At 49.8% G+C, this 26,824-nt stretch carries 29 protein-coding genes; 17 read left to right on the top strand and 12 right to left on the bottom strand.

The features are described 5' to 3' along the window. Positions 1 to 32 precede the first annotated feature (32 nt). Together CWE06_RS04770 and CWE06_RS04765 are read left to right on the top strand one after the other, a co-directional pair. Entirely contained in the window at positions 33 to 638 is a 606-nt protein-coding gene (locus CWE06_RS04770; protein WP_126791713.1) for a YhgN family NAAT transporter, read from the top strand. Further along, on the top strand, positions 631 to 1,218 hold the full coding sequence (locus CWE06_RS04765; RefSeq protein WP_126791711.1) for a YjaG family protein: 588 nt from the start codon (positions 631 to 633) through the stop codon (positions 1,216 to 1,218). Before CWE06_RS04770 ends, CWE06_RS04765 begins: the two co-directional genes overlap by 8 nt. Here CWE06_RS04765 and CWE06_RS04760 read toward each other — a convergent pair. Together CWE06_RS04760 and rsmD are read right to left on the bottom strand one after the other, a co-directional pair. Further along, on the bottom strand, positions 1,202 to 1,510 hold the full coding sequence (locus CWE06_RS04760; protein WP_126791709.1) for a DUF1145 domain-containing protein: 309 nt from the start codon (positions 1,508 to 1,510) through the stop codon (positions 1,202 to 1,204). The genes CWE06_RS04765 and CWE06_RS04760 overlap by 17 nt on opposite strands. Beyond that, a complete protein-coding gene (gene rsmD, locus CWE06_RS04755; protein ID WP_126791707.1) occupies positions 1,507 to 2,097 on the bottom strand; it encodes a 16S rRNA (guanine(966)-N(2))-methyltransferase RsmD in 591 nt (196 codons plus the stop codon). The genes CWE06_RS04760 and rsmD overlap by 4 nt, the downstream gene beginning before the upstream one ends. Before the next feature lie 160 nt (positions 2,098 to 2,257). Here rsmD and ftsY point away from each other — a divergent pair, with 160 nt between their 5' ends. The 5 genes from ftsY to CWE06_RS04730 all read left to right on the top strand — a co-directional run bounded on the left by ftsY (position 2,258) and on the right by CWE06_RS04730 (position 6,792). Then, on the top strand, positions 2,258 to 3,568 hold the full coding sequence (ftsY, locus tag CWE06_RS04750) for a signal recognition particle-docking protein FtsY (protein ID WP_126791705.1): 1,311 nt from the start codon (positions 2,258 to 2,260) through the stop codon (positions 3,566 to 3,568). Positions 3,569 to 3,639: 71 nt separating this feature from the next. After that, entirely contained in the window at positions 3,640 to 4,350 is a 711-nt protein-coding gene (gene ftsE, locus CWE06_RS04745; protein ID WP_126792031.1) for a cell division ATP-binding protein FtsE, read from the top strand. Next, positions 4,341 to 5,333: a permease-like cell division protein FtsX gene (gene ftsX, locus CWE06_RS04740; protein WP_126791703.1), complete on the top strand. Its 993-nt coding sequence runs from the start codon at positions 4,341 to 4,343 to the stop codon at positions 5,331 to 5,333. Before ftsE ends, ftsX begins: the two co-directional genes overlap by 10 nt. Positions 5,334 to 5,570: 237 nt before the next feature. Continuing rightward, complete coding sequence (gene rpoH, locus CWE06_RS04735) at positions 5,571 to 6,431, top strand: RNA polymerase sigma factor RpoH (protein WP_126791701.1); 861 nt, start codon at positions 5,571 to 5,573, stop codon at positions 6,429 to 6,431. A 97-nt stretch (positions 6,432 to 6,528) separates the two neighbouring features. After that, positions 6,529 to 6,792 (top strand): YkgJ family cysteine cluster protein, encoded by a 264-nt coding sequence (locus tag CWE06_RS04730; RefSeq protein ID WP_126792029.1) that lies wholly within the window; start codon positions 6,529 to 6,531, stop codon positions 6,790 to 6,792. An 18-nt stretch (positions 6,793 to 6,810) separates the two neighbouring features. Here the strand turns inward: CWE06_RS04730 and CWE06_RS04725 are convergent, their stop codons facing one another. Together CWE06_RS04725 and gpmI are read right to left on the bottom strand one after the other, a co-directional pair. Beyond that, the gene (locus CWE06_RS04725; protein ID WP_126791699.1) at positions 6,811 to 8,007 is read right to left on the bottom strand and encodes a murein hydrolase activator EnvC family protein; all 1,197 of its coding nucleotides are present in this window, start codon (positions 8,005 to 8,007) and stop codon (positions 6,811 to 6,813) included. A 21-nt stretch (positions 8,008 to 8,028) separates the two neighbouring features. After that, positions 8,029 to 9,573, bottom strand: coding sequence for a 2,3-bisphosphoglycerate-independent phosphoglycerate mutase (gene gpmI / locus CWE06_RS04720; RefSeq protein ID WP_126791697.1), 1,545 nt, complete (start codon positions 9,571 to 9,573; stop codon positions 8,029 to 8,031). Positions 9,574 to 9,786: 213 nt separating this feature from the next. On the opposite strand from gpmI, the gene CWE06_RS04715 reads away from it, so the two are divergent. The 3 genes from CWE06_RS04715 to gpsA all read left to right on the top strand — a co-directional run bounded on the left by CWE06_RS04715 (position 9,787) and on the right by gpsA (position 11,846). Next, positions 9,787 to 10,239, top strand: a complete 453-nt coding sequence (locus tag CWE06_RS04715; protein WP_126791695.1) for a rhodanese-like domain-containing protein — start codon at positions 9,787 to 9,789, stop codon at positions 10,237 to 10,239. A 71-nt stretch (positions 10,240 to 10,310) separates the two neighbouring features. Then, on the top strand, positions 10,311 to 10,814 hold the full coding sequence (gene secB, locus CWE06_RS04710) for a protein-export chaperone SecB (RefSeq protein ID WP_126791693.1): 504 nt from the start codon (positions 10,311 to 10,313) through the stop codon (positions 10,812 to 10,814). Positions 10,815 to 10,829: 15 nt separating this feature from the next. After that, complete coding sequence (gpsA, locus tag CWE06_RS04705) at positions 10,830 to 11,846, top strand: NAD(P)H-dependent glycerol-3-phosphate dehydrogenase (RefSeq protein ID WP_126791691.1); 1,017 nt, start codon at positions 10,830 to 10,832, stop codon at positions 11,844 to 11,846. A 65-nt stretch (positions 11,847 to 11,911) separates the two neighbouring features. Here gpsA and slmA read toward each other — a convergent pair whose 3' ends face one another. The 3 genes from slmA to coaBC all read right to left on the bottom strand — a co-directional run bounded on the left by slmA (position 11,912) and on the right by coaBC (position 14,353). Further along, positions 11,912 to 12,505, bottom strand: coding sequence for a nucleoid occlusion factor SlmA (slmA, locus tag CWE06_RS04700; RefSeq protein WP_126791689.1), 594 nt, complete (start codon positions 12,503 to 12,505; stop codon positions 11,912 to 11,914). 104 nt (positions 12,506 to 12,609) lie between these two features. Next, entirely contained in the window at positions 12,610 to 13,068 is a 459-nt protein-coding gene (gene dut, locus CWE06_RS04695; RefSeq protein WP_126791687.1) for a dUTP diphosphatase, read from the bottom strand. 28 nt (positions 13,069 to 13,096) lie between these two features. Next, positions 13,097 to 14,353, bottom strand: coding sequence for a bifunctional phosphopantothenoylcysteine decarboxylase/phosphopantothenate--cysteine ligase CoaBC (gene coaBC, locus CWE06_RS04690; RefSeq protein WP_126791685.1), 1,257 nt, complete (start codon positions 14,351 to 14,353; stop codon positions 13,097 to 13,099). A gap of 109 nt (positions 14,354 to 14,462) precedes the next feature. Between coaBC and radC the strand changes: the two genes are divergently transcribed. From radC to CWE06_RS04670, 4 genes are all read left to right on the top strand, one after another. Next, complete coding sequence (gene radC / locus CWE06_RS04685; RefSeq protein WP_126791683.1) at positions 14,463 to 15,200, top strand: RadC family protein; 738 nt, start codon at positions 14,463 to 14,465, stop codon at positions 15,198 to 15,200. Positions 15,201 to 15,356: 156 nt separating this feature from the next. Then, positions 15,357 to 15,593 carry a 50S ribosomal protein L28 gene (gene rpmB / locus CWE06_RS04680; protein WP_126791681.1) on the top strand — a complete coding sequence of 79 codons (237 nt, stop codon included), beginning with the start codon at positions 15,357 to 15,359 and terminating at the stop codon, positions 15,591 to 15,593. 29 nt (positions 15,594 to 15,622) lie between these two features. Next, positions 15,623 to 15,778 carry a 50S ribosomal protein L33 gene (gene rpmG, locus CWE06_RS04675; protein WP_007420939.1) on the top strand — a complete coding sequence of 52 codons (156 nt, stop codon included), beginning with the start codon at positions 15,623 to 15,625 and terminating at the stop codon, positions 15,776 to 15,778. Between the two features lie 166 nt (positions 15,779 to 15,944). Then, positions 15,945 to 17,192, top strand: a complete 1,248-nt coding sequence (locus CWE06_RS04670) for a DUF418 domain-containing protein (RefSeq protein ID WP_126791679.1) — start codon at positions 15,945 to 15,947, stop codon at positions 17,190 to 17,192. Between the two features lie 3 nt (positions 17,193 to 17,195). Here the strand turns inward: CWE06_RS04670 and CWE06_RS04665 are convergent, their stop codons facing one another. After that, a complete protein-coding gene (locus CWE06_RS04665; protein ID WP_126791677.1) occupies positions 17,196 to 17,876 on the bottom strand; it encodes a 2OG-Fe(II) oxygenase in 681 nt (226 codons plus the stop codon). A gap of 116 nt (positions 17,877 to 17,992) precedes the next feature. Here CWE06_RS04665 and mutM point away from each other — a divergent pair, with 116 nt between their 5' ends. Further along, entirely contained in the window at positions 17,993 to 18,802 is an 810-nt protein-coding gene (gene mutM / locus CWE06_RS04660; RefSeq protein WP_126791676.1) for a bifunctional DNA-formamidopyrimidine glycosylase/DNA-(apurinic or apyrimidinic site) lyase, read from the top strand. 8 nt (positions 18,803 to 18,810) lie between these two features. On the opposite strand, the gene bioH is transcribed toward mutM, so the two are convergent. Then, positions 18,811 to 19,665: a pimeloyl-ACP methyl ester esterase BioH gene (gene bioH, locus CWE06_RS04655; RefSeq protein WP_126791674.1), complete on the bottom strand. Its 855-nt coding sequence runs from the start codon at positions 19,663 to 19,665 to the stop codon at positions 18,811 to 18,813. Positions 19,666 to 19,729: 64 nt separating this feature from the next. Between bioH and CWE06_RS04650 the strand changes: the two genes are divergently transcribed. Then, a complete protein-coding gene (locus tag CWE06_RS04650) occupies positions 19,730 to 20,383 on the top strand; it encodes a ComF family protein (RefSeq protein WP_126791672.1) in 654 nt (217 codons plus the stop codon). Here CWE06_RS04650 and CWE06_RS04645 read toward each other — a convergent pair. The 3 genes from CWE06_RS04645 to CWE06_RS04635 form a co-directional block, all read right to left on the bottom strand. Further along, the gene (locus tag CWE06_RS04645) at positions 20,375 to 21,298 is read right to left on the bottom strand and encodes a histone deacetylase family protein (protein WP_126791670.1); all 924 of its coding nucleotides are present in this window, start codon (positions 21,296 to 21,298) and stop codon (positions 20,375 to 20,377) included. The two genes, CWE06_RS04650 and CWE06_RS04645, sit on opposite strands and share 9 nt — an antisense overlap. Beyond that, entirely contained in the window at positions 21,298 to 23,211 is a 1,914-nt protein-coding gene (locus CWE06_RS04640) for a GNAT family N-acetyltransferase (RefSeq protein WP_126791668.1), read from the bottom strand. Before CWE06_RS04640 ends, CWE06_RS04645 begins: the two co-directional genes overlap by 1 nt. Before the next feature lie 249 nt (positions 23,212 to 23,460). Beyond that, positions 23,461 to 26,097 carry a M14 family metallopeptidase gene (locus tag CWE06_RS04635; RefSeq protein ID WP_126791666.1) on the bottom strand — a complete coding sequence of 879 codons (2,637 nt, stop codon included), beginning with the start codon at positions 26,095 to 26,097 and terminating at the stop codon, positions 23,461 to 23,463. A gap of 137 nt (positions 26,098 to 26,234) precedes the next feature. On the opposite strand from CWE06_RS04635, the gene nfuA reads away from it, so the two are divergent. Next, on the top strand, positions 26,235 to 26,813 hold the full coding sequence (gene nfuA / locus CWE06_RS04630) for a Fe-S biogenesis protein NfuA (protein ID WP_126791664.1): 579 nt from the start codon (positions 26,235 to 26,237) through the stop codon (positions 26,811 to 26,813). Positions 26,814 to 26,824 lie beyond the last annotated feature (11 nt).

The raw sequence follows: 26,824 nt of genomic DNA, 5'->3' as shown, positions 1-26,824 counted from the left end.
GTTAGCAGGCCAGTTTTGTTTAAGGAGCACACATGGACACGTTAACCGCTACGATTACGTTGCTGTTAATTATGAACCCACTCGGGAACCTGCCGATTTTTATTTCGGTATTGCGCCATGTGGACCCCAAGCGCCGTCGCAAAGTGCTCATTCGTGAATTACTCTTTGCCTTATTCTTCATGTTGCTATTTTTGTACCTTGGCAGTGCATTGCTTGATGCGTTAGGCCTGCGTCAAGAAGCGGTCACCATTGCCGGTGGTATTATTCTATTCATCATTGCGCTGCGATTAATTTTCCCTCAGCCAGGTGGCGTGTTGGGTTTACCTGCGGGTGACGAACCGTTTATTGTCCCGCTCGCTATTCCACTGATTTCTGGGCCTTCACTGCTCGCAACCTTGATACTTTTAGCGAGTCAGTCACCGGATCGGATGTTTGATTGGACGCTTGCAAGCGTATCTGCTTGGGCTATTTCGGCGACAATTCTATTGTTCAGTAATTTTGTATTGCGCGCTCTAGGTCAACGCGGTTTAAATGCGGTCGAGCGCCTCATGGGTCTTTTACTCGTCATGATTGCGGTGCAAATGTTCCTCGACGGTATCGTTGCCTACATTGAACAAACGGGGCTTCTCAATGGCTAGAAAAACAACCTTCCAGCGTATCCGCGCATTAGATTATCGCCAACAAGCAGCACTGGCGGCCTATTTGTGTGAGCGGATGCTGCCGAACTACGATCGCTTTGTCGAAAGCGCCGATTTTGGTGATAGCAAAGTGTTACGCGGCGCCTTAAATGCCGCATGGGACAAGCTAGCAGTGAATAAAGGTAGTGACTGGCAACGCTGGCAAGACAAGCTGGAAGAAGTCACGCCAAACGAGCAGAACTTCGATGTTCTGGGCATGTACCCGGCGATTGCCGCCTGCACAGCCTTGAGTTCTTTACTGCAAGGTTTAGAGGATCGCGAGCCCGGTCCATGCCTCGATGTAGCTAAAATTTCTCAAGGTTCAGTGGCTCATTACCTTGAGCTTGGCGAATTAGCGGAAATTGAAGACGCTGACGAGCGCGCTGCCCAAATTGAGCAACATCCGCTGATGGCATATGAAGTGGATATTCAACAAGCGATGATTGATTTTCTTGAAGAAATGGGTGACATCGACAAAGAAACGGTGCGCGAAATGCGCACCATAGCTCGAGAAGAAGGCATGTCTAACTTGGGTTTGTAGGCTTGCCGCCAAGTTGATTGCGTTTTTGCAATGCCATCAACCAACCAATCACACCGAACAAGAAAATGGCCAAGTATTCTTTACCGCTGACGGGCAGTCCTTTGTCTTTCAGCGGTTGATGAAACGCTGAGTAGAAGATAAATACTTGCAAGACATGCAGTAAACTCAGAATCATCAATAACAGGGCAAATAGAGCCACTTGGCTCTTGCCGTCGGCGAATACTAGGCCGCCAAGCAAGAACACCCAAATCGCCACAAAAATTACTTGGCCGATGACAATCACATACTTCATAGTTCTTCCTCTTCGATATACAGTCGGCTAAGCACTTGGCCAGCTAATTTCTCCCGGTGTAAGGTCCAATGCGCCGGCGCTGCGTAGTTTAAGTCTTTTTCGGTTTCAATATAGACGAAACTACCGGGTTTAGTTAACTGCCGTTCCTCAATAGTCTGTAAGCACGGTTGCAATAAATTCTGTCCGAATGGCGGATCAAGAAAAATTACGTCGTATTGAGCAGTGCCAGCTTGCAGAGCCTGTAGTGCGTCGGCAGTAATAACTAGGCTGTTTGGCTGTGCCTGTAATAACTCGAGGTTCGCTTGCAGTTGCTTCGCTGCTTGCGGCGACTTTTCGACAAACGTGACATGGCTAGCGCCGCGTGAAAGTGCCTCTAAACCTAAGCTGCCGGTGCCGGCAAAAGCGTCTAGGATGCGGGCTTGTTGGAGGTCGAACTGCAACCAATTGAACAGAGTTTCTTTTACTCGATCGGTTGTTGGTCGTAACCCAGGTAAATCGGCAACGGCCAATTTGCGTCCACGCCAACGACCGCCAATAATACGAATTTGTCCGCTTTTGCTGTTTGTTCGTGCGTTGGTTTTCTTCACGCGAGCCTTTTTAAGTCCAGTTGAAATCGTCGCTATTGTAGCTTGTTGTACGCCAAACTGTCATTTTTCTCTGCGTTTAACCGCTTGCTTAACGTACACATCAGAGTGCGCTCGTGCTAGTATATTTGCTCATCCGGATGAGTAAGAGAAGTAGTTGCACATGGCAAAGAAAGGTTCATTTTTTTCCTCTTTATTTGGTCGTAACAAACGCGACGAACAGCAAACCGAGACGCAGACCACTGACGAGTCGCTTGCAGCTGTGGAGCAAGAGCAGCTAGCTGAGAAAGAGCCTTCAGCTGAGAAAGAGCCTTCAGCTGAGAAAGAGCCTTCAGCTGAGAAAGAGCCTTCAGCTGAGACAGAGCCTTTAGCTGAGCAAGAGCCTTCAGCTCAGGAACAAGAGCCCTCAGCTCAAGAACAAGAGCCCTCAGAAGCTAACAAAGAGCCAGCTGCAGTTGATTTACCATCGGCAGCCGATGACGCCGCCACCGCAATGCAAGAGTCCGCAGCAACTGCCAAACGCCCAGAAAAGAAAAGCTGGTGGCAGCGCCTCCGGGAGGGCTTGCAGAAAACATCAAACTCACTTGGTTCTGGCTTGGCCAGCTTATTCGTGGGTAAAAAGATCGATGACGAACTGTTTGAAGATTTAGAAACGCATTTATTAATGGCGGATGTGGGTGTTGCGACGACTTCAAAGATTATTGAGGATTTAACCGAACATGCGTCACGACAAGAATTAAAAGACGCAGACTTACTCTACACCAAATTAAAGGACGACATGGCGGAGTTACTCGAGCCGGTCTCTCACCCTCTGACCATTGACAAAGGTAACGGCCCGTTTGTGATTTTGATGGTGGGCGTGAATGGGGTTGGTAAAACAACCACGATCGGCAAGCTTGCGCGGCAGTTCCAAAATGAAGGCAAATCGGTGATGCTTGCGGCCGGTGACACGTTCCGCGCAGCGGCGGTCGAGCAGCTGCAAGTGTGGGGCGAACGCAATAATATTCCAGTGGTTGCACAGCATACTGGCGCTGATAGTGCCTCGGTTATTTTTGATGCAGTTCAAGCTGCGAAAGCACGTAAAGTTGATGTCTTGATTGCCGACACAGCAGGGCGCTTGCAGAACAAGGCGAACTTAATGGAAGAGCTGAAGAAAATCACGCGAGTGATGAAAAAGCTCGATGAGAGCATGCCACACGAAGTGCTCTTGACCCTTGATGCCGGCACAGGTCAGAATGCTATTAGCCAAGCGAAATTATTTAATGAAGCGGTTGGGGTCACAGGTTTGGTGATGACAAAGCTGGACGGTACTGCCAAAGGTGGTGTGATTTTCGCGCTTGCGGACCAGTTTAAAATCCCAATTCGTTATATTGGTGTGGGCGAGTCACTGGAGGATTTGCGTCCATTTGTGGCGAGCGAATTTGTCGATGCCTTGTTTAATCAAAACGAAGCGAGTCACGCCAACACAAATTAATCTCAGAAAGGTGCGTTATAAAAGCGCGCCTCACTGCTAAAGCGCAATAACAACAAGAGGCCATGTCGCCAATGATCCGCTTTGAGCAAGTTAGTAAAACTTATCCCGGGGGCTTTCAAGCACTTAAAAAAGTGAGCTTTGAACTGCCACCCGGAGAGCTCGCATTTCTTACTGGCCACTCGGGTGCCGGTAAAAGTACCTTATTGCGTTTGGTCGCCTTGATGGAACGCCCATCATTGGGGCGCGTTCTGATCAATGGCCATGATTTAAATAAAATCAAAAGTCGACAAATTCCGTATTTGCGCCGCGACATCGGCATGATTTTTCAGGATCACCGCTTGCTCATGGACAAGACTGTTTTCGACAATGTCGCGTTGCCTTTATACATTGAAGGTTACACCCAGGCAGAAGCGAAAAAGCGTGTGCAGGCAGCACTCGACAAAGTAGGTTTGCGTGGGCATGAACGCAAATTTCCGATTATGCTGTCGGGTGGTGAACAGCAGCGTGTCGGTATCGCCCGCGCTATTGTGAATAAACCACCGTTGCTACTTGCCGACGAACCGACGGGTAATCTCGACCCCAAACTATCTTTGGAAATCATGCAGCTTTTCGAGTCGCTCCATCAAGTTGGTGTGTCGGTACTCATTGCAACGCATGACTTAGCCTTGGTCGCACGAATGCGCCATCGAAATCTGGTCCTAAAAGACGGTTTTATGATTGATGACGGTTTAGCCGGCAGTCACTTTGACCCGCTTGACGAGGAGTTTTCGTCATGGGATTAATTAGTGGTGGTTCTGGAAAAAAATCAAGCAGTGGTGCGCGCAGCGTCAAAATCTCGATTTGGCGGCGTATTGTGATGTTCTTTGTGACCAACTTACAGCAAGGTATTGGTAGTCTTGGCGAACTGAGTCGGACGCCATGGGCGTCACTGATGACGATTGCCGTCTTAGGATTGAGCTTGACGTTGCCCGCAACCTTATATGTTGTGGTTAAAAATGCCCAGCTTGCGACCGGCGAATGGGATCAGGCTGCAGAGATCAGTTTGTTTTTGCGGAAAGACTTACAAACTCAGGAATTGCAGTCGTTTCGTGAGCGCGTGCGATTAATGAACGAGGTCGAGTCGGTGCAGCTGATTGATCGCGAAACAGGCTTACGTGAATTCCGCGAGAGTTCGGGTTTCGGGAGTGCCATCGATTATTTGCAAACGAATCCATTACCGGATGTGTTGATTGTCGTGCCGGTTAGCGAGTTTCGGAGCTACGAGCGCGCACAGCGATTATTAACCGTGCTTGAACAAGAGCGCGAAGTTTCATCAGCACGGCTTGATTTGCAATGGCTGCAGCGCCTACAGGCCATTGTACGGGTGGTTGAAAACAGTTTAGCGGCATTGGCGATCCTGCTCTCGTTGGCTGTCGTATTGATTGTTGGTAACACCATTCGACTGGCGATTTTGAATCGTCGAGACGAAATTATGATTATGAAACTGGTTGGTGCAACGAACGCTTATATTCAACGGCCGTTTTTGTATACGGGCTTTTGGTATGGTGTGATTGGTGGCGTCATCGCCTGGATTAGCACCACATTGATGGTCTGGTGGATTAGCGCATCGGTGGCGCAACTGACCGCTTTATATGACAGTAGTTTTCGGCTTGCAGGTCTCGGCTTTAACGAGATGATGGTGCTTTGGTTAGTGGCAATCATTCTTGGTTTATTAGGCTCATGGATTGCAGTTCGTCGTCATGTGGCGGCTATTGAACCGACCTAAAAAAGGCCTGTCATCAATTCGTTACATTGTTAATGTATAAGTGGCTTGCAAGGGATATTTTCTTTGTTAGAATGAAGGACTGTTTGACGCACCGGAAGTGCTCTGGAGAGCACATTTTACGGAACTTTTTAGCCTTTTCGCGGTCTTAGTTTTAACTGCAAAATAGCAGGAAAAACAACAGACTAGAGCTGCTTTCTGTAGAATATATAGTCGGTTCGCTTGAAGTGAGGGAAGTAAATGACTGCACATTCTGAATCAATGGCCTTAATGGTTCCTCGTACGGGAAGCCTAGAAGCCTATATTTCATCGGTGAATAGCATCCCGATGCTCAGTGCAGAAGAAGAAAAATCACTGGCTGAGCGTTTGCAACAAAACGGCGATTTACAAGCTGCGAGACAGTTAATCATGTCGCATTTGCGCTTCGTGGTGCACGTCGCGCGCAGCTATCAAGGTTATGGCTTGCCGCAAGCTGACCTTATCCAAGAAGGCAATATTGGTTTGATGAAAGCGGTAAAACGCTTCGACCCAACCGTGGGTGTGCGCCTGGTATCGTTTGCGGTACATTGGATTAAAGCGGAGATTCACGAATATGTGTTGCGTAACTGGCGGATTGTGAAAGTTGCGACAACGAAAGCTCAGCGCAAATTGTTCTTTAATTTGCGTAAAGCGAAAAAGCGTCTTGGCTGGTTCACTCATGATGAAGTGAACACTGTTGCCCGCGAGCTTGGCGTGAGCAGCTCGGAAGTATTGGAAATGGAATCGCGCATGAGCGCGCACGACGCGGCGTTTGACGCGGGTGTCGATGACAATGACGACAACGAAACTGTATTTGCACCGTCTCAGTACTTAGAAGACAAGTCCTCAGACGTAGCCGCAACCGTTGAAGCAGAAGACTGGGAAGCGCAAGCAAACCGTCGACTAAGCCATGCTTTGGCAAGTCTAGACGAGCGTAGCCAAGCGATTATTCGGGCGCGCTGGCTTGACGATGGTAACAAAGCAACGTTACATGACTTAGCTGAAACGTTCCAAGTGTCTGCAGAGCGAATTCGTCAGCTTGAAGCGAATGCGATGAAAAAGCTTCGCAGCGCAATGCAGTAATCAGTCGCGCGACTCGTTTCAATCAATGATCAAGCCAGCCATCGTGCTGGCTTGTTTATTTCTCGCTGCCTTGCAGCATGTCTTAAGGATCGTTCATTTGCAGTGTCGAGTCGGTTGCGGTGCCTGTTGTATTGCACCATCAATTTCCAGCCCTATTCCGGGCATGCCCAATGGCAAGCCCGCTAATACGCGTTGCGTGCAGCTCGACGAGAATAATTTATGTCGGATTTTTGGTCAGCCAGAACGGCCAAAGGTCTGTGACGATTTTACTGCGCAAGAATATGTTTGTGGTGAGTCTCGTGAAGAAGCGCTGATTCTGTTAACCGGTCTTGAGCAAGCGACAGCAACAACGAAACGCTAAAGCGGTTCGCTAATGCTGTTAGCGCCGCATATACGGAGCAGGGTTAATCGGATTGCCTTCATGGCGGATTTCGAAATATAAGCTCGCTTCTCGTTGGCCGCCACTCTGCCCGGCAAGTGCAATCACCTCGCCAGACCGCACCGGCTCACCGACGTTCTTCAGCAGGGCTTGGTTGTAACCATACAAGCTCATGTAATGCTCACCATGGTCGATGACTACGACCATGCCAAAACCACGCAACCAGTCTGAATAAATAACCCGGCCGTCGGCAATTGCCCGCACCGGCGCTTCGAGCTCAGTATTCATGACGACACCGCGCCAACGAATTTGCCCGCTGCGTTGCTGGCCAAACGTATGTCGCATGGTGCCGTTCACTGGCCAAGTTAGTTGCCCACGCAGTTTTGCGAGACCGTCGAGCTGAATGCCTTGCTGAGCTAATACCTGTTGCAGTGCAGCTAACAAGTCGTTGAGTTCTTTCTCATTGCGTAACATAGCCGCTAAGTTCGCTTCGTCCGATTGTTGTTCACGCTGCAAGCGCGCAACTAATTGTTGCTGCTCTTGACGCTGTTTGGCTAGGGTTTCACGTTGCTGACGCTGTTGCTCAAAGGTTCGTGCTAAGGTTTGACGCTGTTGTTCAACTTCAGCTTTGACTTGCTCAAGCTGTGTTTCTAAAGCATGTAACTTTTCTAATTCAGCGAGTCGAGCGTCATTCAAAAACTCGTAATAGGCTAGCATACGCTCGAATTTTGCCGGACTTTGCTGGTTTAGTAGCATCTTCAGAAAGCCTTCGTCACCGTTTCGGTAGGCAGACTCAATTTGGTCGGCGAGCAAATTCGCTTGGGTGGTAACTTCGCCTTGGAGCCGCTCTTGTTCACTCTCAAGCTCATAAATGTGCCCTTCAACTTGGGCGATACGAAGTTCGGTTTGACGCAAGGTTTGGCTAGCTTGCTGAACTTTTGTTTCGAGCTCTCGCAGCTCGCGCTCGGTGCGTGAAAGGCGCTCTTGGCGACGTTCAATGGCTCGTCGTTGTTGTTGGATTTCTTTTTGTAAGGCCGCTAGTTGCTGTTCGGCGCGAGCTTGTTCCGCGCGCGGGTCGTTGGCAAAACTATCGGAAATAGCTAAGACGCCGAAGGCCAGGAACATCGCAACAAGGGCAGAGCGAGCCAGCATGACGCTGGCGCGAATCGGGCTCGCTGTTGCTGTCGTTAGTCGCATGAGTGTCCTTGGCTTCTTATTTTAATTTTTGACGCGCATTAACACTTTACCTGTCATTTCCTTCGGTGTCTCCATTCCAAGTAATGACAACATCGTTGGAGCGATATCGGACAGCGCGCCACCACTGACAGGCTCAGCGTCGCGACCGACGTAAATGAGCGGCACCAGGTTACTCGTATGTGCCGTATGTGACTGGCCAGTTTGGTGGTCATTCATTTGTTCAGCATTGCCGTGATCGGCCGTAATTAAGCACTCGCCGCCATTCCGTCGTAAGGCGTCAACAACGCGGCCAATCGCCAGGTCGACGGCTTCACAGGCTTTCACAGCAGCTTCGAAGTTACCAGTGTGACCGACCATGTCACCATTTGGATAGTTACAGATAATGACATCGAAGCGGCCACTGTCGATTGCCTCGACTAGTGCGTCGGTGAGTTCAACAGAACTCATTTCTGGCTGTAAGTCGTATGTCGCAACCTTCGGCGATGGAATTAACACGCGTTCTTCACCTTCGAAAGTCTCTTCGCGACCACCGCTAAAGAAGAAGGTGACATGGGCGTACTTTTCAGTTTCTGAAATTCGCAGCTGAGTTTTATGGTGTTTCGCTAGCCATTCACCGAGCACGTTATCGAGTGATTCCGGTGGGAATGCAACCGGCGCTTGAATGTCAGCTGCGTATTCAGTCAGCATCACAAATTCGGCTAACTGTGGTTTCGGATCGCGCTTGAAGGCATCAAACTCGGGATCGACAAAAACACGAGTGAGTTCACGCGCTCGGTCAGCGCGGAAGTTCATAAAAAATACTGCGTCGTTGTCCGCGATCGGGGTTTCTGAGCCAATCCAAGTTGGTTGCACAAATTCGTCGCTTTCGTCGCGCTCATAGGCTTGTTCGAGGCCGGCCACGGCAGCATCAGCTTGGAAAGCACCTTTTGCCTGAGTGAGCAACCGCCATGCTTTTTCAATCCGATCCCAACGGTTGTCACGGTCCATTGCAAAGTAACGGCCGCACAAACTAGCGAAACGGGCACCGGAGAGGTTATGAAAGGCTTCTTCAAAACGTTCAATGGAGGCCTTTGCTGACCGAGGTGGGGTGTCACGGCCGTCAAGGAATGCGTGTACGAGGACTTCCTTCGAACCACGTTGTTTGGCGAATTTCACCATCGCTAGTAAATGATCTTCGTGACTATGAACGCCGCCTGGCGAAAGTAGCCCCATAACATGAACACGACCGTTGGCTGCAATGGCTTTGTCGAGAGCACTTAGCAACACAGGGTTTTGTTCGAACTCACCATCTTCAATGGCTTTGGTAATACGGGTGAAGTCTTGGTACACCACACGTCCGGCGCCCAAATTGACATGACCCACTTCCGAGTTACCCATTTGACCGTCAGGTAAGCCAACCGCCATACCGGAACCATCAATTAAAGTGTTGGGTGCTGACTGATACAAGCGGTCGAGATTTGGTGTATGGGCGGCAGCAATTGCATTGTCAGGCGCAGCCTCCCGCGAGCCCCAGCCATCTAAAATAAGCAATGCGAGAGTTTTTTTGCGGGTGTCAGTTGCAGCCATACCAGTTCCTCTTTTACATCAATGCGAAAGGTCACTCAGGAAATGAAAATCATTCTAAAAAATATTCCCCAAGTTTACCGTATTTAGGGGCTAGAAGCACCTCAAAACTGCAGATTTTACTGGCATCTGAGTGCTGAGTCGGTATACTCTTGCGCAAACTTTTGAATGCATTTTACACCATGGCATTCAAAATAAAGTATCACAGGAGAGGTCATGGAACAGTTTTTCCAATTTGCTACCGAACATTACATTCTGAGCACGTTGTGGGTCATCGTTTTTGTCATGCTCGTCATGGACATTGTCAAAAAGCGGTTTTCCTCCGTACAACCTTTGAAGCCGCAAGAAGCTGTTATTAAGGTAAATCGGGGCGGCGTATTTGTTGATATTCGCTCTGAAGATGATTTTGCCAAAGGCAATATTACAGGTTCGAAGCATCTGCCGATGGAAAAAGTTCGGGCCGGTGACTTTAAAACCCTTGAGAAATTTAAAGACGCCCCCATTGTAACCGTATGCAACTATGGAAACACTGCGCGGGCCGCTGCGACTGCCTTGGCTAAAGCAGGATTTTCTCAGGTGTATGTGCTGCAGGGTGGCCTGCAAGCATGGCAAGGAGCGAGCCTACCGGTGAGTAAGGCTCCAGAAAAACAACAAAAAAAGAAGAAATAGAATCGCTCCTCAAGAAGCGCAGCGACATCTAAATTTCATTTCATTACATTAAGTTAAAGCAGGTAAGTACAATGGCTGAAGAGCAAAACAACCAAGCAAATGGCGCAGCACAAAACGAGCAACAAGCAAATGCGCAATTCTCAATTCAACGCATCTATGTAAAAGACGTTTCTTTTGAAGCGCCAAACAGCCCTGCGATCTTCCGCAAAGAGTGGAAGCCAGAGTTAAGCGTTGATATGAACGTAAGCAACACCAAGCTAGAAGAAGGTGTTCACGAAGTCGTACTGACACTGACTGTGAAAAACACAGTTGAAGGCGAAGTTGCTTTCTTATGTGAAGTTGCTCAGGCTGGTATCTTCACCATCCCTGCGGACATCCCAGAGCAAGCCATGGCACACACAGTTGGCGCTTTCTGCCCAACTATTTTGTTCCCATATGCGCGCGAAGCGGTTTCTGCTTTAGTCACTAAGGGCACTTTCCCTCAATTAAACTTAGCGCCAATTAATTTTGACGCCGTGTTTGCTCAGCACATGCAGCAACAGCAGCAAGCGCAAGCACCACAAGCTGACGCATAAGAAGCGGAACTCACTGTGACAGATTTGTCTTCAGTAACCGTGTTAGGGGCGGGGTCGTATGGCACCGCCCTTGCTATCTGTATCGCTCGAAAAGGTCAACGCACCATTCTTTGGGGGCGCGATCACGACCAAGTCGAAGAGATGCAGCAAGCACGGGAAAATACTCGTTATTTGCCAGGCTGCCAGTTCCCTGATTTATTGGAGCTTGAGCCAGACTTGAGCAAAGCAGTACAAGCGTCCGATACCGTTCTGGTGGTGGTGCCAAGTTACGGCTTTGCTGAAGTTCTTCAGCAAATTGCACCTGATCTGCGTCCAGAAGCCGGCGTTGCATGGGCGACCAAAGGCCTCGAGCCAGAAACCGGCCGTTTGCTCAGCGAAGTCGCGACCGACATTCTTGGGCATGACCGTGCGTTAGCCGTATTGTCGGGACCAACCTTTGCTAAGGAAATGGCGCAAGGTATGCCAACAGCAATTGCTGTTGCCGCTAATCAGCCCGACTTCGTCGACAAGCTTTCCAAAGCGCTACATTGTGATCGCTCATTCCGTGTTTATCTGAATGACGATTTCATTGGTATGCAGCTCGGTGGTGCGGTGAAAAACGTTATCGCAATTGGCGCTGGTATGGCCGATGGCCTTGGCTTTGGAGCAAATACTCGCACCGCGTTAATCACTCGCGGTTTGGCGGAAATGACGCGCCTAGGTCTAGCATTAGGTGGAAAAGCGGAAACCTTTACCGGTATGGCGGGTTTGGGTGACCTTATCCTGACTTGCACTGACAACCAATCACGTAACCGTCGCTTTGGCTTGGCTATTGGTCAAGGTAAGAGCGTCGACGACGCGATGAAAGAAATCGGTCAGGCGGTTGAAGGCTATCGCAATACTCGTGAAGTCGTGGCGTTAGCCAAGCGCTTTAACGTCGAGATGCCAATTTCAGAACAGCTCTACAAAGTGTTGTATGAAGGCAAAGCACCAATGCAAGTTGCTCAAGACTTGCTTGCACGAGCGCAAACCAGCGAAAACTCGGGAGCTTAAGCCGTAGCGCTAGCACCGAGGAAATAAAAAAAACCTGCGTATGCAGGTTTTTTTAGAAGCGCTCGTCACGACTGCAATAACTGCTGCTCCAATACTAACCACTGAGCGTCGAATTCTGTGGTCGGTTTCTTCTTGAAGCTCGAACGCACGTACTGACTTAGTTTGCCTTCGGCATAAGCCATAATAATATTCGCTAGCATGCCTTCGTCGTTGTTGAACTGCACGCCTTCGCGCATGCGCCGTTCACGTAGAATCTGTTTGATTTGACTTTCTAAGCGCTCAAATAAGCTGACAACTCGGGCCCGTAAACGCTCATTTTCGCCCATCAGACCGTCGCCAGTCAGTACGCGAGTCATGCCTGGGCTTTGTTCAGCAAAGCGTAGAATCAAGCGCACAATCTGTTCTACCCGAGGCAAGGTCTGTTTCTCGCTCTCTAATACTTTGTTTACCCCGCCGAGCAAAATGTCTTCGACGTAGGTAATCAGATCGTCAAACATTCGTGCTTTGGAAGGGAAGTGGCGATAGAGTGCGGCTTCGGAAACGCCTACTTCAGCGGCCAATTTTGCAGTCGTAATCGGCTGGCCAATCGAGGTGGCCAACATCTGTGCAAGCGTCCCGAGGATTTCCTCGCGACGATTGCTCTTGCGTGTTGTGGTCATGTGCTAATCCCTGATTCAGATTAAGCCGACTTCGAACTCACCGATGTCTCCCGGTGTTAGGCCGCCGCCGGACATTACTTTTTTTTATTTGTTCAACGTTGAGTTTAATGGCGACCTGATGAGCCAAAGCCACCAGCGCCGCGGTCGGTTTCAGTGAACTCGCTGACTAAATGAAAGTCTGCTTGCACCACTGGAATAATCACTAATTGAGCAATGCGTTCGCCGGGTTCAATGGTGAACGCTTGGTTGCTTCGGTTCCATACCGAGACTTTGAGTTCGCCTTGGTAATCCGAGTCAATTAAACCCACTAAATTCCCCAATACAATGCCGTGTTTATGACCTAAGCCGGAGCGCGGTAGGATGGTTGCTGCTAAGCTTGGGTCGTTAATATGAATAGCGATACCAGTACCTATCAAGGCTGACTCGCCAGCGCCTAAGGTAATTGCGCTACTTAAGCAGGCGCGGAGGTCGAGTCCCGCAGAGCCAGTAGTCGCATAAGCTGGTAATGGAAACTCCTTCCCTACGCGCGGGTCGAGAATTTTCAGGTCAATTGATTTTTTCATCGATGTTCCAGAATATTTTTATTAAAAATTATTGTTTTTTAAAGTTTTTATAGTGTTCGGCGATGAGTGTCACCAAGTTTTCAGCTAGAGACTCTTTCGTACTGGTTGCAAACGCTTTTTCGCCTTCTGGCCAATAAACGGTGACCGCATTATTGTCACTGTTAAAACCAATCGTTGCGTCACTCACATCGTTGGCGACAATCAATTGGATACCTTTGCGTTCTAGCTTATCACGCGCATACTTAGCTACTTCATTGGTTTCGGCAGCAAATCCAACCGTGAACGGCGTGGGTGATTGTGTGGCCACCCACGCTAAAATATCTGGGTTTTTCACCAACTCAATGGCCATATGGTCATGGTCTTGTTGCTTTTTCATTTTTTGCTGGGCAACTTGAACAGGCCGAAAGTCGGCGACGGCAGCACAGCCGATAAAAATATCGCAATGGGCTATATGTTCACTAACCGCCTGCTGCATATCCAACGCTGAAACGACATCTACGCGGGTCACATGAGCTGGTGTGGCGAGTTGACACGGTCCTGCGACTAACGTCACGCTTGCGCCGGCTTTTACCGCTGCTGCTGCGAGTGCAAAGCCCATTTTACCGGAGCTGTAATTACTTAAATAGCGAACTGGGTCGATTGCTTCGCGGGTTGGTCCAGCAGTAATCACCACGCTGCGGCCATGCAATACGCCAGTGGCCTGAATACTATGGCCATTTTCGTGAATTGACGTGGTGTTATTGAAAAATGCTTGAACACGCTCGAGAATCTGATTGGGCTCGAGCATGCGCCCGGCTCCGACCTCGCCGCAGGCTTGTGAACCTTCTGCCGGCCCCCAAATTAACTTACCGTCGCCACGTAACAACTCAATATTACGTTGCGTTGCTGGGGCAGACCACATTAAGCGGTTCATTGCCGGCACTAAGGCAATCGGTGCGTCGGTAGCTAAGCAAAGAGTACTAAATAGGTCGTCAGCAAAGCCATGGGCAAGGCGCGCAAGTGAGCTGGCGCTCGCCGGTGCGACAACAATCAAGTCGGCCCAACGCGCTAATTCAATGTGGCCCATTGCGGCCTCAGCGGCTGGGTCGAGAAGATCGTCATGAACCGGATGGCCGGACACAGCTTGCAATGTTAGCGGCGTAATAAAGGCTTTTGCGCCCTGAGTCATAACGACGCGCACCTCGGTGCCGAGGTCACGCAAGCGCCGAACCAATTCGGGTGTTTTATAGGCGGCAATACCGCCGGTAACAATCAGCAATAGCTTACGATTTGAAAGGCTTGCCATAGTTGTTTCCGTGGAAGTAAGTCCTTACCCTTAAAGATAACACGGGCAAGACGCATTTGGCGATCTTTGCGTGTTGATCCTTGCGGTTGATGTCCACAGGAGGTGGCCTATGAGTACGGAAATTAAGAAAGCGGAGAACAACAACGAGCAGCTGCACAGCAAATTAGTGCGTCACTCGATTAAAGACTGGCGAGTTGAAGAAAGACCACGCGAAAAGTTAGCCGCGCACGGTCCAGCAAGTTTAACCGATGCTGAACTATTAGCGGTGATGTTCGGTACGGGGCGGCAAGGGCAAGACGTCCTTGAATGGAGTCGGTCGGTTCTTAAACTCTCCGGCGGTCTCGCCGGACTGTTTGCTTTGCCACAGGAGCAATTATTGGAATTACCGGGGGTAGGTTTAGCGCGCTGTATGCAAGTTCAAGCCATTCTTGAGCTAACTCGGCGCTATCTAGCGACGCCACTACGTGACGGCTCCGGATTTACCCGCCCAGACATGGTGAAAGACTATTTAGCAGCGCAGCTGAGACATCAACCGAGAGAGGTATTTGCGCTTTTATTGCTGGACAGTCAGCACCGTTTGCTGCATTATTGCGAGCTGTTTTACGGCACGATTAATGCTGCCCCGGTGTATCCTCGCGAAATTATCAAATTGGTCATGCGTCATAACGCAGCCGCTGTGATACTAGCGCACAATCATCCCTCTGGTGTGGCCGAGCCTAGCCAAGCCGACCAACGAGTGACGACGAGGATCCAAGAGGCGCTGACAACGATCGATGTGGCCTTGCTTGATCATTTTGTTATCGGCGCCGGAGAAACCGTCTCGTTTGCTGAACGAGGTTGGTTATAGATCAAAAATGATCTGAATTTACGATTAAAGCGCAAAAAATACGCGTTGAAGCTTGTCTTTTGCGGCAAATTTTAGTATAAATTGCGCCCTCGATTTATAGGGCAAGGCCATCAGGGCGATTAGGCGAGCTTGCAAAGCAATTTCGGAGTAACGAACATGTCACGAGTATGTCAAGTAACAGGAAAGCGGCCTGTGGTTGGTAACAACCGCTCACACGCGAACAATGCGACCCGCCGTCGTTTCCTGCCAAACCTACAAAGCCACCGCTTTTGGGTTGAAAGCGAAAAGCGTTGGGTAAAACTGCGCATTTCTACTAAAGGTATGCGGATCATCGACAAAAACGGTATCGACTCGGTACTGGCTGATCTGCGCGCTAAAGGCGTCCGGATTTAATTACCGGCTAGAACGAAAGGAATAATACGATGCGCGATAAAATTCGTCTGGTTTCTTCTGCTGGTACTGGTTTCTTCTATACCACAGACAAGAACAAACGTAACATGCCAGAAAAATTTGAGATCAAAAAGTTTGATCCAGTAGTTCGTAAGCATGTCATGTTTAAAGAAGCTAAAATTAAGTAAGCTTCGTTAAGCTTGAAGAAAAACCCGCTACGTGCGGGTTTTTTTGTGGCTGAAATTCAGGTTGATATCTACATCATTTGTTACATCTATTTCTTTGCCGAAAATTGCCAAGGCGTCTAAACTTACGCCACTCAAAAAAATAATAAGAAACCTTGGAGACTTTCTCATGAGCTCGCTGACAACGGCAACCCCAACCGCGCCGCAAGAGCGGATGCATCTACTCGATATCATTCGCGGCTTTGCCTTGCTGGGTATTCTGTTAATGAACATCGAGTACTTTCAACGGCCACTGGTGGCCATGGCCTATGGGCTAGACACCAGCCAAACGGGGCTTGATTACGCAACAGCTTGGAGCGTGTACACCTTTGTGCAAGGTAAGTTCTATACCATGTTCTCGCTGCTCTTTGGTATGGGCTTTGTGCTGTTCCTCGATCGAGCGCGAGAAAAAGTAAGTTCGCCGCGCTGGTTGTACTTCCGTCGTATCTTCGTACTTGGCTTATTTGGTTTTGTTCATATTGTCTATATTTGGGGCGGTGACATTCTTCTCACCTATGCCATTGCAGGGTTATTTTTGCTACTCTTTGTGAATACACCGGCACGCCGGTTATGGAAATGGGGTGTGGCATTTATTGCCTTAACCATTCTGCTGTACTGGTTCGGTGCATGGGGTATACAAATGGCCATGAACTCACCTGCGGCTCCAGAGATGATGGCGGATTTTGACGAACAACGGGCAGTGATGGCCGAGATGATTGCGAATGCTCACCAGGTCTACGCAACGGGTAGTTTTGCTGAAGTCGTGCAATTTCGGTTGAGTGAAATTGCTCTGATGTACGGCGGCGGTGGCATTATTTTCTTCATGCCAACCATTCTTGGCACCATTCTCATTGGTGCGTCGCTCGCACGTTTGAATATTTTCACTAAGCCCATTGAACATCGGCAAACGATTCGCAAGCTACTTATTTTTGGTTTACTGTTCGGTTTGCCGAGTGCGCTCTTTGTTGGCCTCTTTGGCATTGATATAGAGCTGATGATCCCAGATTATCGTGGCGCTCAGGTTTTTACCCTACAAGCTGTTGCGAACCTTGGTTTGTGTTTGGCTTACATGGCGATTCTTACCGTGCTCTACCTGAGCGGTAAGAAATGGATTCAGTATCTTGCGCCGGCTGGGCGAATGGCGTTAACTAACTACCTGACTCACTCAATCGTATTTACGACCTTGTTCTATGGCTATGGTATCGGTTTATATGGCGAGTATGGCCGTTTTGGTATTACTTTAATGGCACTGGCGTTGTACGGCTTCCAGTTGTGGTTAAGTACCTGGTGGCTGCAGCGATTCCAGTACGGCCCAATGGAATGGGTATGGCGCAGTGCGACCTATCTGAAGTTACAGCCGATGCGCAAAGCAGCGTAGCGGCTAGGTTTGAGGGTCAATGCGGGCTGCGTTCGAGGTATTGTGACGGAACCAGCCCGTGATACTAAACCGCTCGCGATGAGCGGTTTTTACTTCATGAACAAACACCTCACTGAGAAAAACCACTAGGGTATTTTGCTGCGGTAAAATAGTTTCCAGCACTTGTCCTCGACTGCCATAAATAACCAGCTCGCCACCATCATCGGCAGACCACTCTGGGTTTAAATAGAAGACGGTGGTGAGTACGCGGTTACTCCGACCTTTGAATGCGTCGAGGTGTTTTTGATAAAAAGCACCAGCTTGATAGCGAGCAAGGTGACATTCGTAATCAAATAGTCCCATAAATAAACGTCGATTAAGCCGAACACGCAATTCATCCATGGTATTTAAATACACGGCCTCGGCAGCGATTGCGGGCTGCAACCAGCGAATATGGTCACTGCGCACGCGGGTATTCACTGTGTGGTTGTGCTCGCGTCCCACACCGGCTAATGACCAGTCGTTTTCTTCAAGGCTTTGCGTGTAGCGATACAGTGCCGTAACTTCGTCACTCGGAAGAAAGTCTGGAATAATCACATAGCCACGATCGGCAAGTTGGTCGAAGCGGGCTATCCAAGCTTCGTCGGCCATGTCGGTGGTGAGTTGGCCTTGCTCGTCGTGCAAGCTTGTAAGTAATTGAGTCATCGCCTGACGTGTTATTCCTCTGGTACACTAGTATCGGTTTTCTGGGGCGCTAAATATACGCTCAGAGTCGCGCCGAAGGTACAAAAATAGTTCATTAAATTTCAATAGGATAGTCTATGCCAGAGTTGCCAGAAGTGGAAGTCAGCCGGTTAGGTATCGCGCCACACCTCGAACAGCAAACCATTACACATGTGCAAGTTTGGCAGCCGCGTTTGCGCTGGCCAATTTCCGCCGACGTGCAACAGTTAACTGGCGAACAAGTCCTGTCGGTCAAGCGACGAGCTAAGTATTTGTTGTTAGAAACCCGAGTGGGCACCTTAATTCTTCACCTTGGCATGTCTGGCAAGTTGCACGTGGTGCCGACCGGTAGCGACAAGCAAAAGCATGATCACTTTGCCCTTGAGCTCGATAATGGCTTAAGTCTGCGATTAAATGACGCCCGTCGCTTTGGCGCAGTTTTGTGGCAAGGTCCTGGCGAGTTACATGAGGCATTGTCGAAACTTGGGCCGGAACCTCTCACCGACGATTTCACCGGGTTACGCTTATATGAGTTATCGCGCGGCAAGAGTGCGCCTGTGAAGTCATTTATTATGGATAACACCATAGTTGTTGGCGTTGGTAATATCTATGCGAACGAAGCTTTATTTGCGACCGGTATCGACCCACGCCGAGCCGCAGGAAAAATAAGTAAAGCACGCTATCTGGAGCTCGGCGAAGCTATTAAAGTTATTCTTGCCAAAGCGATTGCTCAGGGCGGCACCACCTTGAAAGACTTTCTCAGTGCTGATGGTAAGCCGGGCTACTTTAAACAAGAGCTCCAGGTTTATGGTCGTGCAGGTGAGCCGTGTGTGAACTGTTTGCAACCGATCCGCTCATTGCGAATCGGTCAACGGAACAGCTTCTTTTGTGCTCGCTGTCAAAAGTGAACCAGCGTCTACTCAAGGACAAAGTCGTTTAATGTATCTACAAAGCGGTCTATCTCGGTAATAAACGGCGCGTGCGCACTGGCATCAAATTGAATGCTTGCTGGCATGTGACTCGGCAGGTAGCGGGTAATTGCAGCGCTGGTCGCAATGGGCACAAGGCTGTCGCGACGGCCATATAATCGTACTAAAGGGACTTGTAGAGCGCTTAAATCTTCGCGTAAATCCACTTCAGCCAACCAGCGCAAGCCAGCGACCAGCGCTTCTGGCGCTGGCTCAGGGCAACTTGCCAACAATGCGCGCATCGTTTTGATTTCTTCTTTTGCGGCTGGGCTACCTAGCGCCTGTACCGCCAAAAAGCGTTCTAATGTTTTTTGGAAGTTAGTGCTGAGCTGGTAACGAAAGGCTTCTAGGGTTTCCCGCTTAATACCGGGCCAAGCTTCCGTTTGGCTGCAGGGCGCACTGGCACTTATCGAAACACTTTCGCGCGCCATAAAACAAGGCGAACTAGCAATGGTCATAACTCGTCGCACATACGTTGGGTAATCGAGCGCAATTTGGGTCGCAAACAACCCACCAAGTGACCAGCCCGCTATATAGAATGGTCCATCAAGATGATGGGCTAGGTTGGCCATAAGGCGATGGCAGGCATGATCGAATTGACTGTTTTCAGACTGCCAAGAGGAATGGCCAAAGCCGGGCAGATCAACGGTCACTATATGGGCAAACTCTGCGAGTCGCGGCAGAACCGGTGTCCAAATTTCTTTATTCAGTCCCCAGCCATGCAACAAGACTAAGGTTGGCGCATTGCCAGTCTGTTGGCATTTTTGTACGTGAAGGCTTAATTCTCTGGCTTTATTGGGCATCTAGGCTAGGTTTCCTATCAACGACTGCGTATGGACTTAAATACTATCAAATAAGGAGGTTGGCATGCACCTTTGGCAACGACTCTCAAATACCGGTTTCTGCTGGCTTTGTCGAACGCACAGGTTATTACAGTCAGGTCTTTGCGTCACCTGCTTTGCTGACTTGCCGCGCTTAGCGCCGCGTCCGATTATTGGCGGCCAACAAGCAACACGACTGTGGCTAGCCGCATTTGCGTATCAACAACCCGTAATGCGCTGGATTCATGACTTGAAGTTCAACAACTTTCCGCGTCTTGCGGTTCATATGGCGCCTATGCTGGCAGCGCAAGCAATTAAAGTCTATCAACATGAGCGGGTGTATATGCCGGATGTTTTAGTGCCGGTGCCGTTAAGTAATCGCCGCTGGCTCAGCCGCGGTTATAATCAAGCCCGGCTCTTGGCGGATGAGCTGTCAACTTTGCTTGGTATTCCTATTCAGGAACCGCTGCAACGTCGCCATAGCGTCGCCAACCATTTATCAAATGCTCAGCAACGCTTAGACAACCTAGAACAGGCTTTTGCTTGGCGCGAACCTCTGCGGGGCAAGCGCATTGCCATTATTGACGATGTCATTACCAGTGGTGCGACGGTCGAGGCGGTGGCACAAACGCTTCGTCAAGTTCCATGTGTGGTTGACGCTTGGAGCTTGGCGTATACCTTACCACCAGAATCAGAGTAGGCCTTTTAAGAAGGCAACAACACTGCGACCAAGGGCACTCATATTGTACCCCCCCTCAAGCATGGCAACGAGCCGTCCTTGGCAATGACGATCCGCAAGTTGCGCCAGTTCCAACGCAATCCATTGGTAGTCGTCTTCAACAAGATTAAACTGCGCCATGTCGTCTTCGAGGTGGCCGTCGAAACCTGCTGAGACAAAAATCAGATCCGGAGCGAAATGGTCGATGGCGGGAAACCACCGTTCGGCGACCTTTTCGCGCCACTCAGAGCCACGACAACCGGCCGCTAGAGGGATATTGATGACCTGTGGGCTGATGGTGTCAGCACCGGTATCGGGGTAAAGCGGGTGCTGAAACGATGAACAGAACAAAACTCGTTCGTCACTGATAAAGATATCTTCGGTTCCGTTCCCGTGATGCACATCAAAATCAACAATCGCCACGCGCTCGATCGGATATTCGTGCAAGGCATATGCTGCGGCAATCGCAATATTGTTGAACAAACAAAAACCCATTGCTTGATTGCGAGTTGCGTGATGGCCTGGCGGTCTCACCGCACAAAATGTCCGTTGATTGCCTCCTTGCATGACTTCGTCTACCGCATTTTTGCCTGCACCAGCTGCGTAGAGTGCGGCGCGCAATGTGCCAGGGCCCATGAGGGTGTCAGGGTCGAGCCAGATATGACTCTCGTCAGGTTTCGGTTCGCGCGCGAAGAGGTCATTCACGTAGGCAACGTCATGCACGCGATACAAGTCTTCTCGAGTTGCTGGTGTCGCATCTTTTTGGGTTAAAACATACTCCATACCCGAGCGGATGAGCTGATCGTTAATCGCACCGAGGCGAGCAGGGCGCTCAGGATGCACTTCAGTAACTTTATGTAAGCTGCAGTAGCTATGACTAAATACGGTAATGGCCATTATTGTTTCTCACTGAGCGTGTTGCCTAATTCGAGCGCTAAATACACTTCACCAGGTTCATCAGCCGGTAAGCGTCGAAAACCTGCACGCTCAAAAACCGCAAGCATTTTCTGGTTTTCCGCGCGCACGTAGGCGAGCATTTTCTGTACACCGCGAAGCTTCGCAATGCGGATCATTTCATCCAGTAGCAGTTTCGCCATGCCTTTACCTTGGTGAGTTTCGCGGGTGACAAAGGCGACTTCGCAATTGCTGCCGTCATGGCTTAGGTAATAGCGGCCAACGGCTTGAATTTGTGCTGCTGAACCTTTCTGGCGGACGATACACAAGGCGAGGTCTTTGCTTTGGTCGACACTCACGAGCGTACAGGATTTCTCCCGACTCATCTGTGTCGGTACCGAGTTGTAGCGCATTTGCAGGGTTTCTTTGGTGTGGGAATAAAAGAATTCCTGCAAACGACGTTCGTCGCTTGGATTCAGCGGCCGTAAATCAAATGCTTCGCCACCGATATTTAACTCCTTAAAGCCGACATCGCCGAGTTCTGGAACTTCAACCGGCGTTTGTTTTTGATAGTTCGGTACATAGTAGTGTTTCCGGACCTCAGCAAGCAGCTCAGCACGAAACTTCGGATGGGCGACACGAATAAGCTCGAGTGCGCGTTCGCGAATGCTTTTACCGCGCAGTGACGCAACGCCGAACTCGGTGACGACGTAATGCACGTGAGCACGTGATGTGACCACGCCAGCGCCTTCAGTAATGTGTGGCACAATTCTCGAAATCGTACCGTCTTTGGCGGTCGATGGCAGCGCGATAATGGGTTTACCACCTGTGCTCATGGACGCACCGCGACTGAAATCAACCTGACCGCCAATGCCGGAATAAAACTGATAACCGATGGAGTCGGAAACGACCTGTCCGGTGAGGTCGACTTCAATCGCACTGTTAATCGAGACCATTTGGTCGTTACGCGCAATGTTTGCAGGTGAGTTCACATATTCACTCGGGTAAAAGCCAATGTGCGGGTTGTGATTCACATAGTCATACAGGCGCTGGGTACCAATCGCAAAGCTCGTCACGCACTTATGTTGGTGAAAGGTTTTGAGGCGATTGTTAACCACGCCTTTTAGCATCAGATCCATGATGCCGTCGGTAATCAACTCACTGTGAACGCCAAGATCACGATGATTACTGAGGTAACGCAGCGCTGCCTCACAGACTTTACCAAAACCGATTTGAATGGTTGCGCCGTCTTCAACTAACAAAGCAACGTATTGGCCAACGCGTTCGGTGATAGGGTCGAAGTTCGGTGGTGGTAATTCTAAAAGGGGTTCGTTCGCATAGTAAAACGCGTCTATTTGCCCTTTGTGAATAAACGCTTGGCCAAACGTAACTGGCATTGCCGGGTTCACTTGGGCAATCACGGTTTTGGCAGCTCGCAGGGCAGCCGAGACGACGTCGACACTGACGCCGAGCGAATGGTAGCCGTGCTGATCTGCTGGACTAACCATAATCAGTGCGGCATCGAGCGGGAGAATATCGTCAAGAAATAGCGAAGGCACCGCGGACATAAAGGTTGGTGTGTAGTCGGCACGACCTTCTGCGACGGCGCGTCGAACTTGTTCGCCACCAATGAACAACGAATTTACTTTGAAGTGATTCTGGTAGGTCGTTTCCGCCCAGGCGTTATCACCAAATGCGCCGACTTGAACAATTTCAACATCATGCAAATACTTGCAATGGGCCAGGAGGTTACGAATTAATGCATGGGGCACAGCGGCGTGCGAACCAATAAAAATCCGTTGGCCTGACTTAATGAGCTGCGGCCATTGCACCGGCTTTCCTTGCACCAAAAGCTGACCATCGGGAGCAACTGAGCGTGCAGGGTTGCTACGATATAGGGGCGCCTCGTCCGCCATTATCCACCTCGTTGTTTTATCGTGACTACGCTCAGTATAGCGAGGCGTTGGTGAAAAACGATGGTTTAGGTCAAAGGATCGCAGGGAATTGTCGAGAAATTCGACTAAAGTTGCAGACTTTACCGCCGCTATGGTGCGTGCCAAGTCCAACGCGGGTCAAAAAAAGCCCCGCAGCAAGGTGCGGGGCATACGTATCTAACGTTGTTTTCGCAACTAACTTAAGTTAGTGGGCTTAGTTAGTGGGCATAGTTAGTGGGCATGCGCATCGTCGTCTTCTTCCTCTTCTTCTTCGCCAGCAGCAGTGCCTAATGCATACTGCGACCAGAAAATCGCGTTGGCCATGAGCTTATTCGTGCCCCAGAAGAAACTGCGGAAGTTCACGTTATCAGCAAACCCAACCACGCGACCAGAACCTAGGCGATGAGCGACAATGTTACTGCGCTCACTTAACACCTCACGGTTACCTTGCGAGGTAAAGCCAGCTAACACAGGGTCTTCGGCATAACGTGCAACATCAACAAACGGACTGCTGTTGGTCACGAAAGCCATGGTGCTGTTTTTAAACACAGGTAGCGCTGCACGCGAATAACCGACCGCTAACGGATGGCTAAGGTCGAGATTTGTGCTAAAAATGGCACCGGCTAAACGCTGCTGGCCGAAGTAATGGTCACGATCCGCATAGGTCAGGCCTTCCGTTGGAAACTTAGCTTGGAACTCGTCTTGGCTAACCACTTGAGCGCCTAATAAGTTGTTGCTTGCCATCCAGCGTGCGCCACCTTTCTGACCAATTAAGGTACCACCACGACGCACCCACTGCTGCAGCTGATTGCGGAAACGGTCGCTAATCGTACGGTAATGACCATCCACCAAAATAATGTGGGTGTAGCGGTCAATATCGACGCGATCAAGGCGCTGTGTTTCGATTAATGTCACCGGCAGATTAACGTCACGGTCAAGGTAATACCAAGCTTCACCGGCTTCTTGCAGGTTCACGCCGTCACCAATCACAATCATCACAGCTGGCATCGACGCTGGGTCAATACTGCGACTGCCAATGTCCATACCTGTGGTTGGCGTTAAGCCACTGGTTAAGGTATGTACGCGCACACGGTTACTGTCAGCATGCTCTGCAAGTAACGCTTGTACTTCAGACCATGGACGCGTTTGATAAGCGCGCGTGACAATTACACTACCGTGTTTGAAGGTTTGCTCTCCATTTGGGGTGGTAATTGTCATTTCTTCTGCCGCTAAACGGGCATGAACATCATTTTGTAAAAGGTGGCTGAGCAAGCGCGGAGCGAACTGTGGCTCCCAGCTAAACACGTAGCCAACGCGCGTATCACCGAGTTGGTTTGCTTGGAAGGTTTCCGGCTCTTGCCATGCTTGGTCGCTCACGCGGAAACGACGGTTGTGACGAACTTCGCTGAACTCGACATTAAACGCATGTGGCAAGGTCCAAGCCGATACGTCGTAGAAGGTATTGTCTGGGAAGTCTTGTTGAGTACTGAATACGCCTTTCAATAAGCGGTAATTACGCTGACGAATGGGCACGTAATAGGCTTCACCAGGGCGATAAGTTTGGTTATTAACTGTAAACGTTTCAGTGACCGGATACGCTTTTAAATTGTGCATGCGCATGATGCGTAACAACTCATGCATACGACCTTCGTCACTTTCCCGCAATAAATAGCCGTCAAAATTCTCTTTCGCGGCTAGCTCGAGGTTTTCTTTAAAGAAGCGTTGTTGGAAATCCAGTAACCACTCACGCTCTGCAACTGCACCGCGAATGGTCGACAACGACGTGACAAATTGGTTACGAATGGTGAACGGGAACGACACGTCACCATTGATAGACTCTTGTAAGTGACCGCGCGACGAAGCCTGCTCAAACAGGATCGCAATGGTACCTTGCGCATCTGGGTAGCTTGAGCCTTTGCCATAGTAGAAGTCATCGAATGACTCTTCGGTGTAATACAGGCTGTGAATCTCGTCCAATGCCTCGGCATGGTATTCAGCAAGGCGCTCGGTTAAACGCACGTTCTCGTCTGGAGTTAGCGGGTTTTTCCGCGACGGGATACCCGGCTGGAAGAAGTAGGTCGAATCGGTGCCCATTTCATGGTGGTCCGTTAAGACGTTTGGCATCCAGTCTTGATAAGCTTGAATTCGCGCATGCGACTCAGGGTGTTGGAGCAACAACCAGTCGCGGTTTAAGTCAAACCAATAATGATTCTGACGGCCTCGTAACCAGTCTTGCTGATGTTCACGGTGCTGGCGATCGGCACTTGGTGTCATGCTCTTGTATTGGTTCACCCAAGTTGCAAAGCGTGACAAACCGTCTGGGTTATACATAGGGTCGAGCAAAATAACCGTATTATCGAGCCATTGTTCAATTTCGTCGCCTTGCGCAGCCGCCAAATAATAGGCAGTCAAAATCGCTGCGTTTGAGCCTGATGGTTCGTCGCCGTGCACGCTATAGCCCATGTAAATGACTAAAGGCGCTTCTTTTGCATTGACGTTTTGGCTCGGGTCTGAGACGGCGAGGTGCTGCTGGCGCATCTCTTCTAAGCGGCTTTGATTTTCTGGCGCACTCACTTTCAATAACAGCATCGGGCGGCGCTCGTGAGAATGGCCATTCACGGTGAGGGTCATGCGGTCCGAGCGCTCGGCGAGGATTTCTAAGTAACGATGGATTTGCTCTGGACGTGCATGCCACTCGCCCACTTCATAGCCGAGCACTTCAGCAGGTTTAGGGATGCTTGGGTCGAATGTCACATTGGTCGGTAAATAATAATCGAGGTCAACAGCGACGGCGGCGGATGAAAGCCCAGCCACTGCAACCACAGCCGCTGTAAAGCGACGGACATAGCGAGTGATAGATGTAGACATGCAGTATAACTCCTGTGAATTTGTGGCTTCAAGCTAACAAATTCAACATGATTTACCAAGAGAGTTACTATGCAATGCCATCCAGATGCGATAGAATAAACCCTAGTGAAATACTCAGGTATAAAGGTGAGAGACGTATGATTACCATTTCCGAATCAGCCCAAGCGCATTTTCGTGACTTGTTGAGCAAACAAGAAACAGGCACAAACATTCGAGTGTTCGTGGTTAACCCGGGCCGGCCGAATGCGGAATGTGGTGTGTCTTATTGTCCACCTGATGCTGTTGAAGAAAACGATCAATTATTGCCTTTCGAAGGCTTCTCTGCAGTCGTGGACAATGAGAGCGCGCCGTTTTTGCAAGACGCAGAAATTGACTACATTCAGCAAGAGCTCGGTTCACAGTTGACGCTGAAAGCACCAAACGCAAAAGCGCCAAAAGTAGCCGATGACGCGCCTTTAATCGAGCGCGTTGACTACGTCATTCAGTCGCAAATTAATCCGCAGTTAGCCGGTCATGGCGGCAACGTGATGATTTCAGAAATCACCGACGACGGAGTTGCGATTCTGCAGTTCGGCGGCGGTTGTAACGGCTGTTCGATGGTTGACGTGACCTTGAAGGACGGCATTGAAAAGCAATTGCTAGAGTCGTTTCCGGGCGAACTGAACGGCGTGCGTGATATTACTGATCACATGCGTGGTGAGCACTCTTATTATTAAAGCAAGCTCAC

The sequence above is a fragment of the Aliidiomarina haloalkalitolerans genome, from assembly GCF_003987315.1.
Lineage (GTDB): Bacteria > Pseudomonadota > Gammaproteobacteria > Enterobacterales > Alteromonadaceae > Aliidiomarina > Aliidiomarina haloalkalitolerans.
Note: the sequence above shows the minus strand (reverse complement) of the source record. Positions and strands in the feature narration are given on the sequence as shown.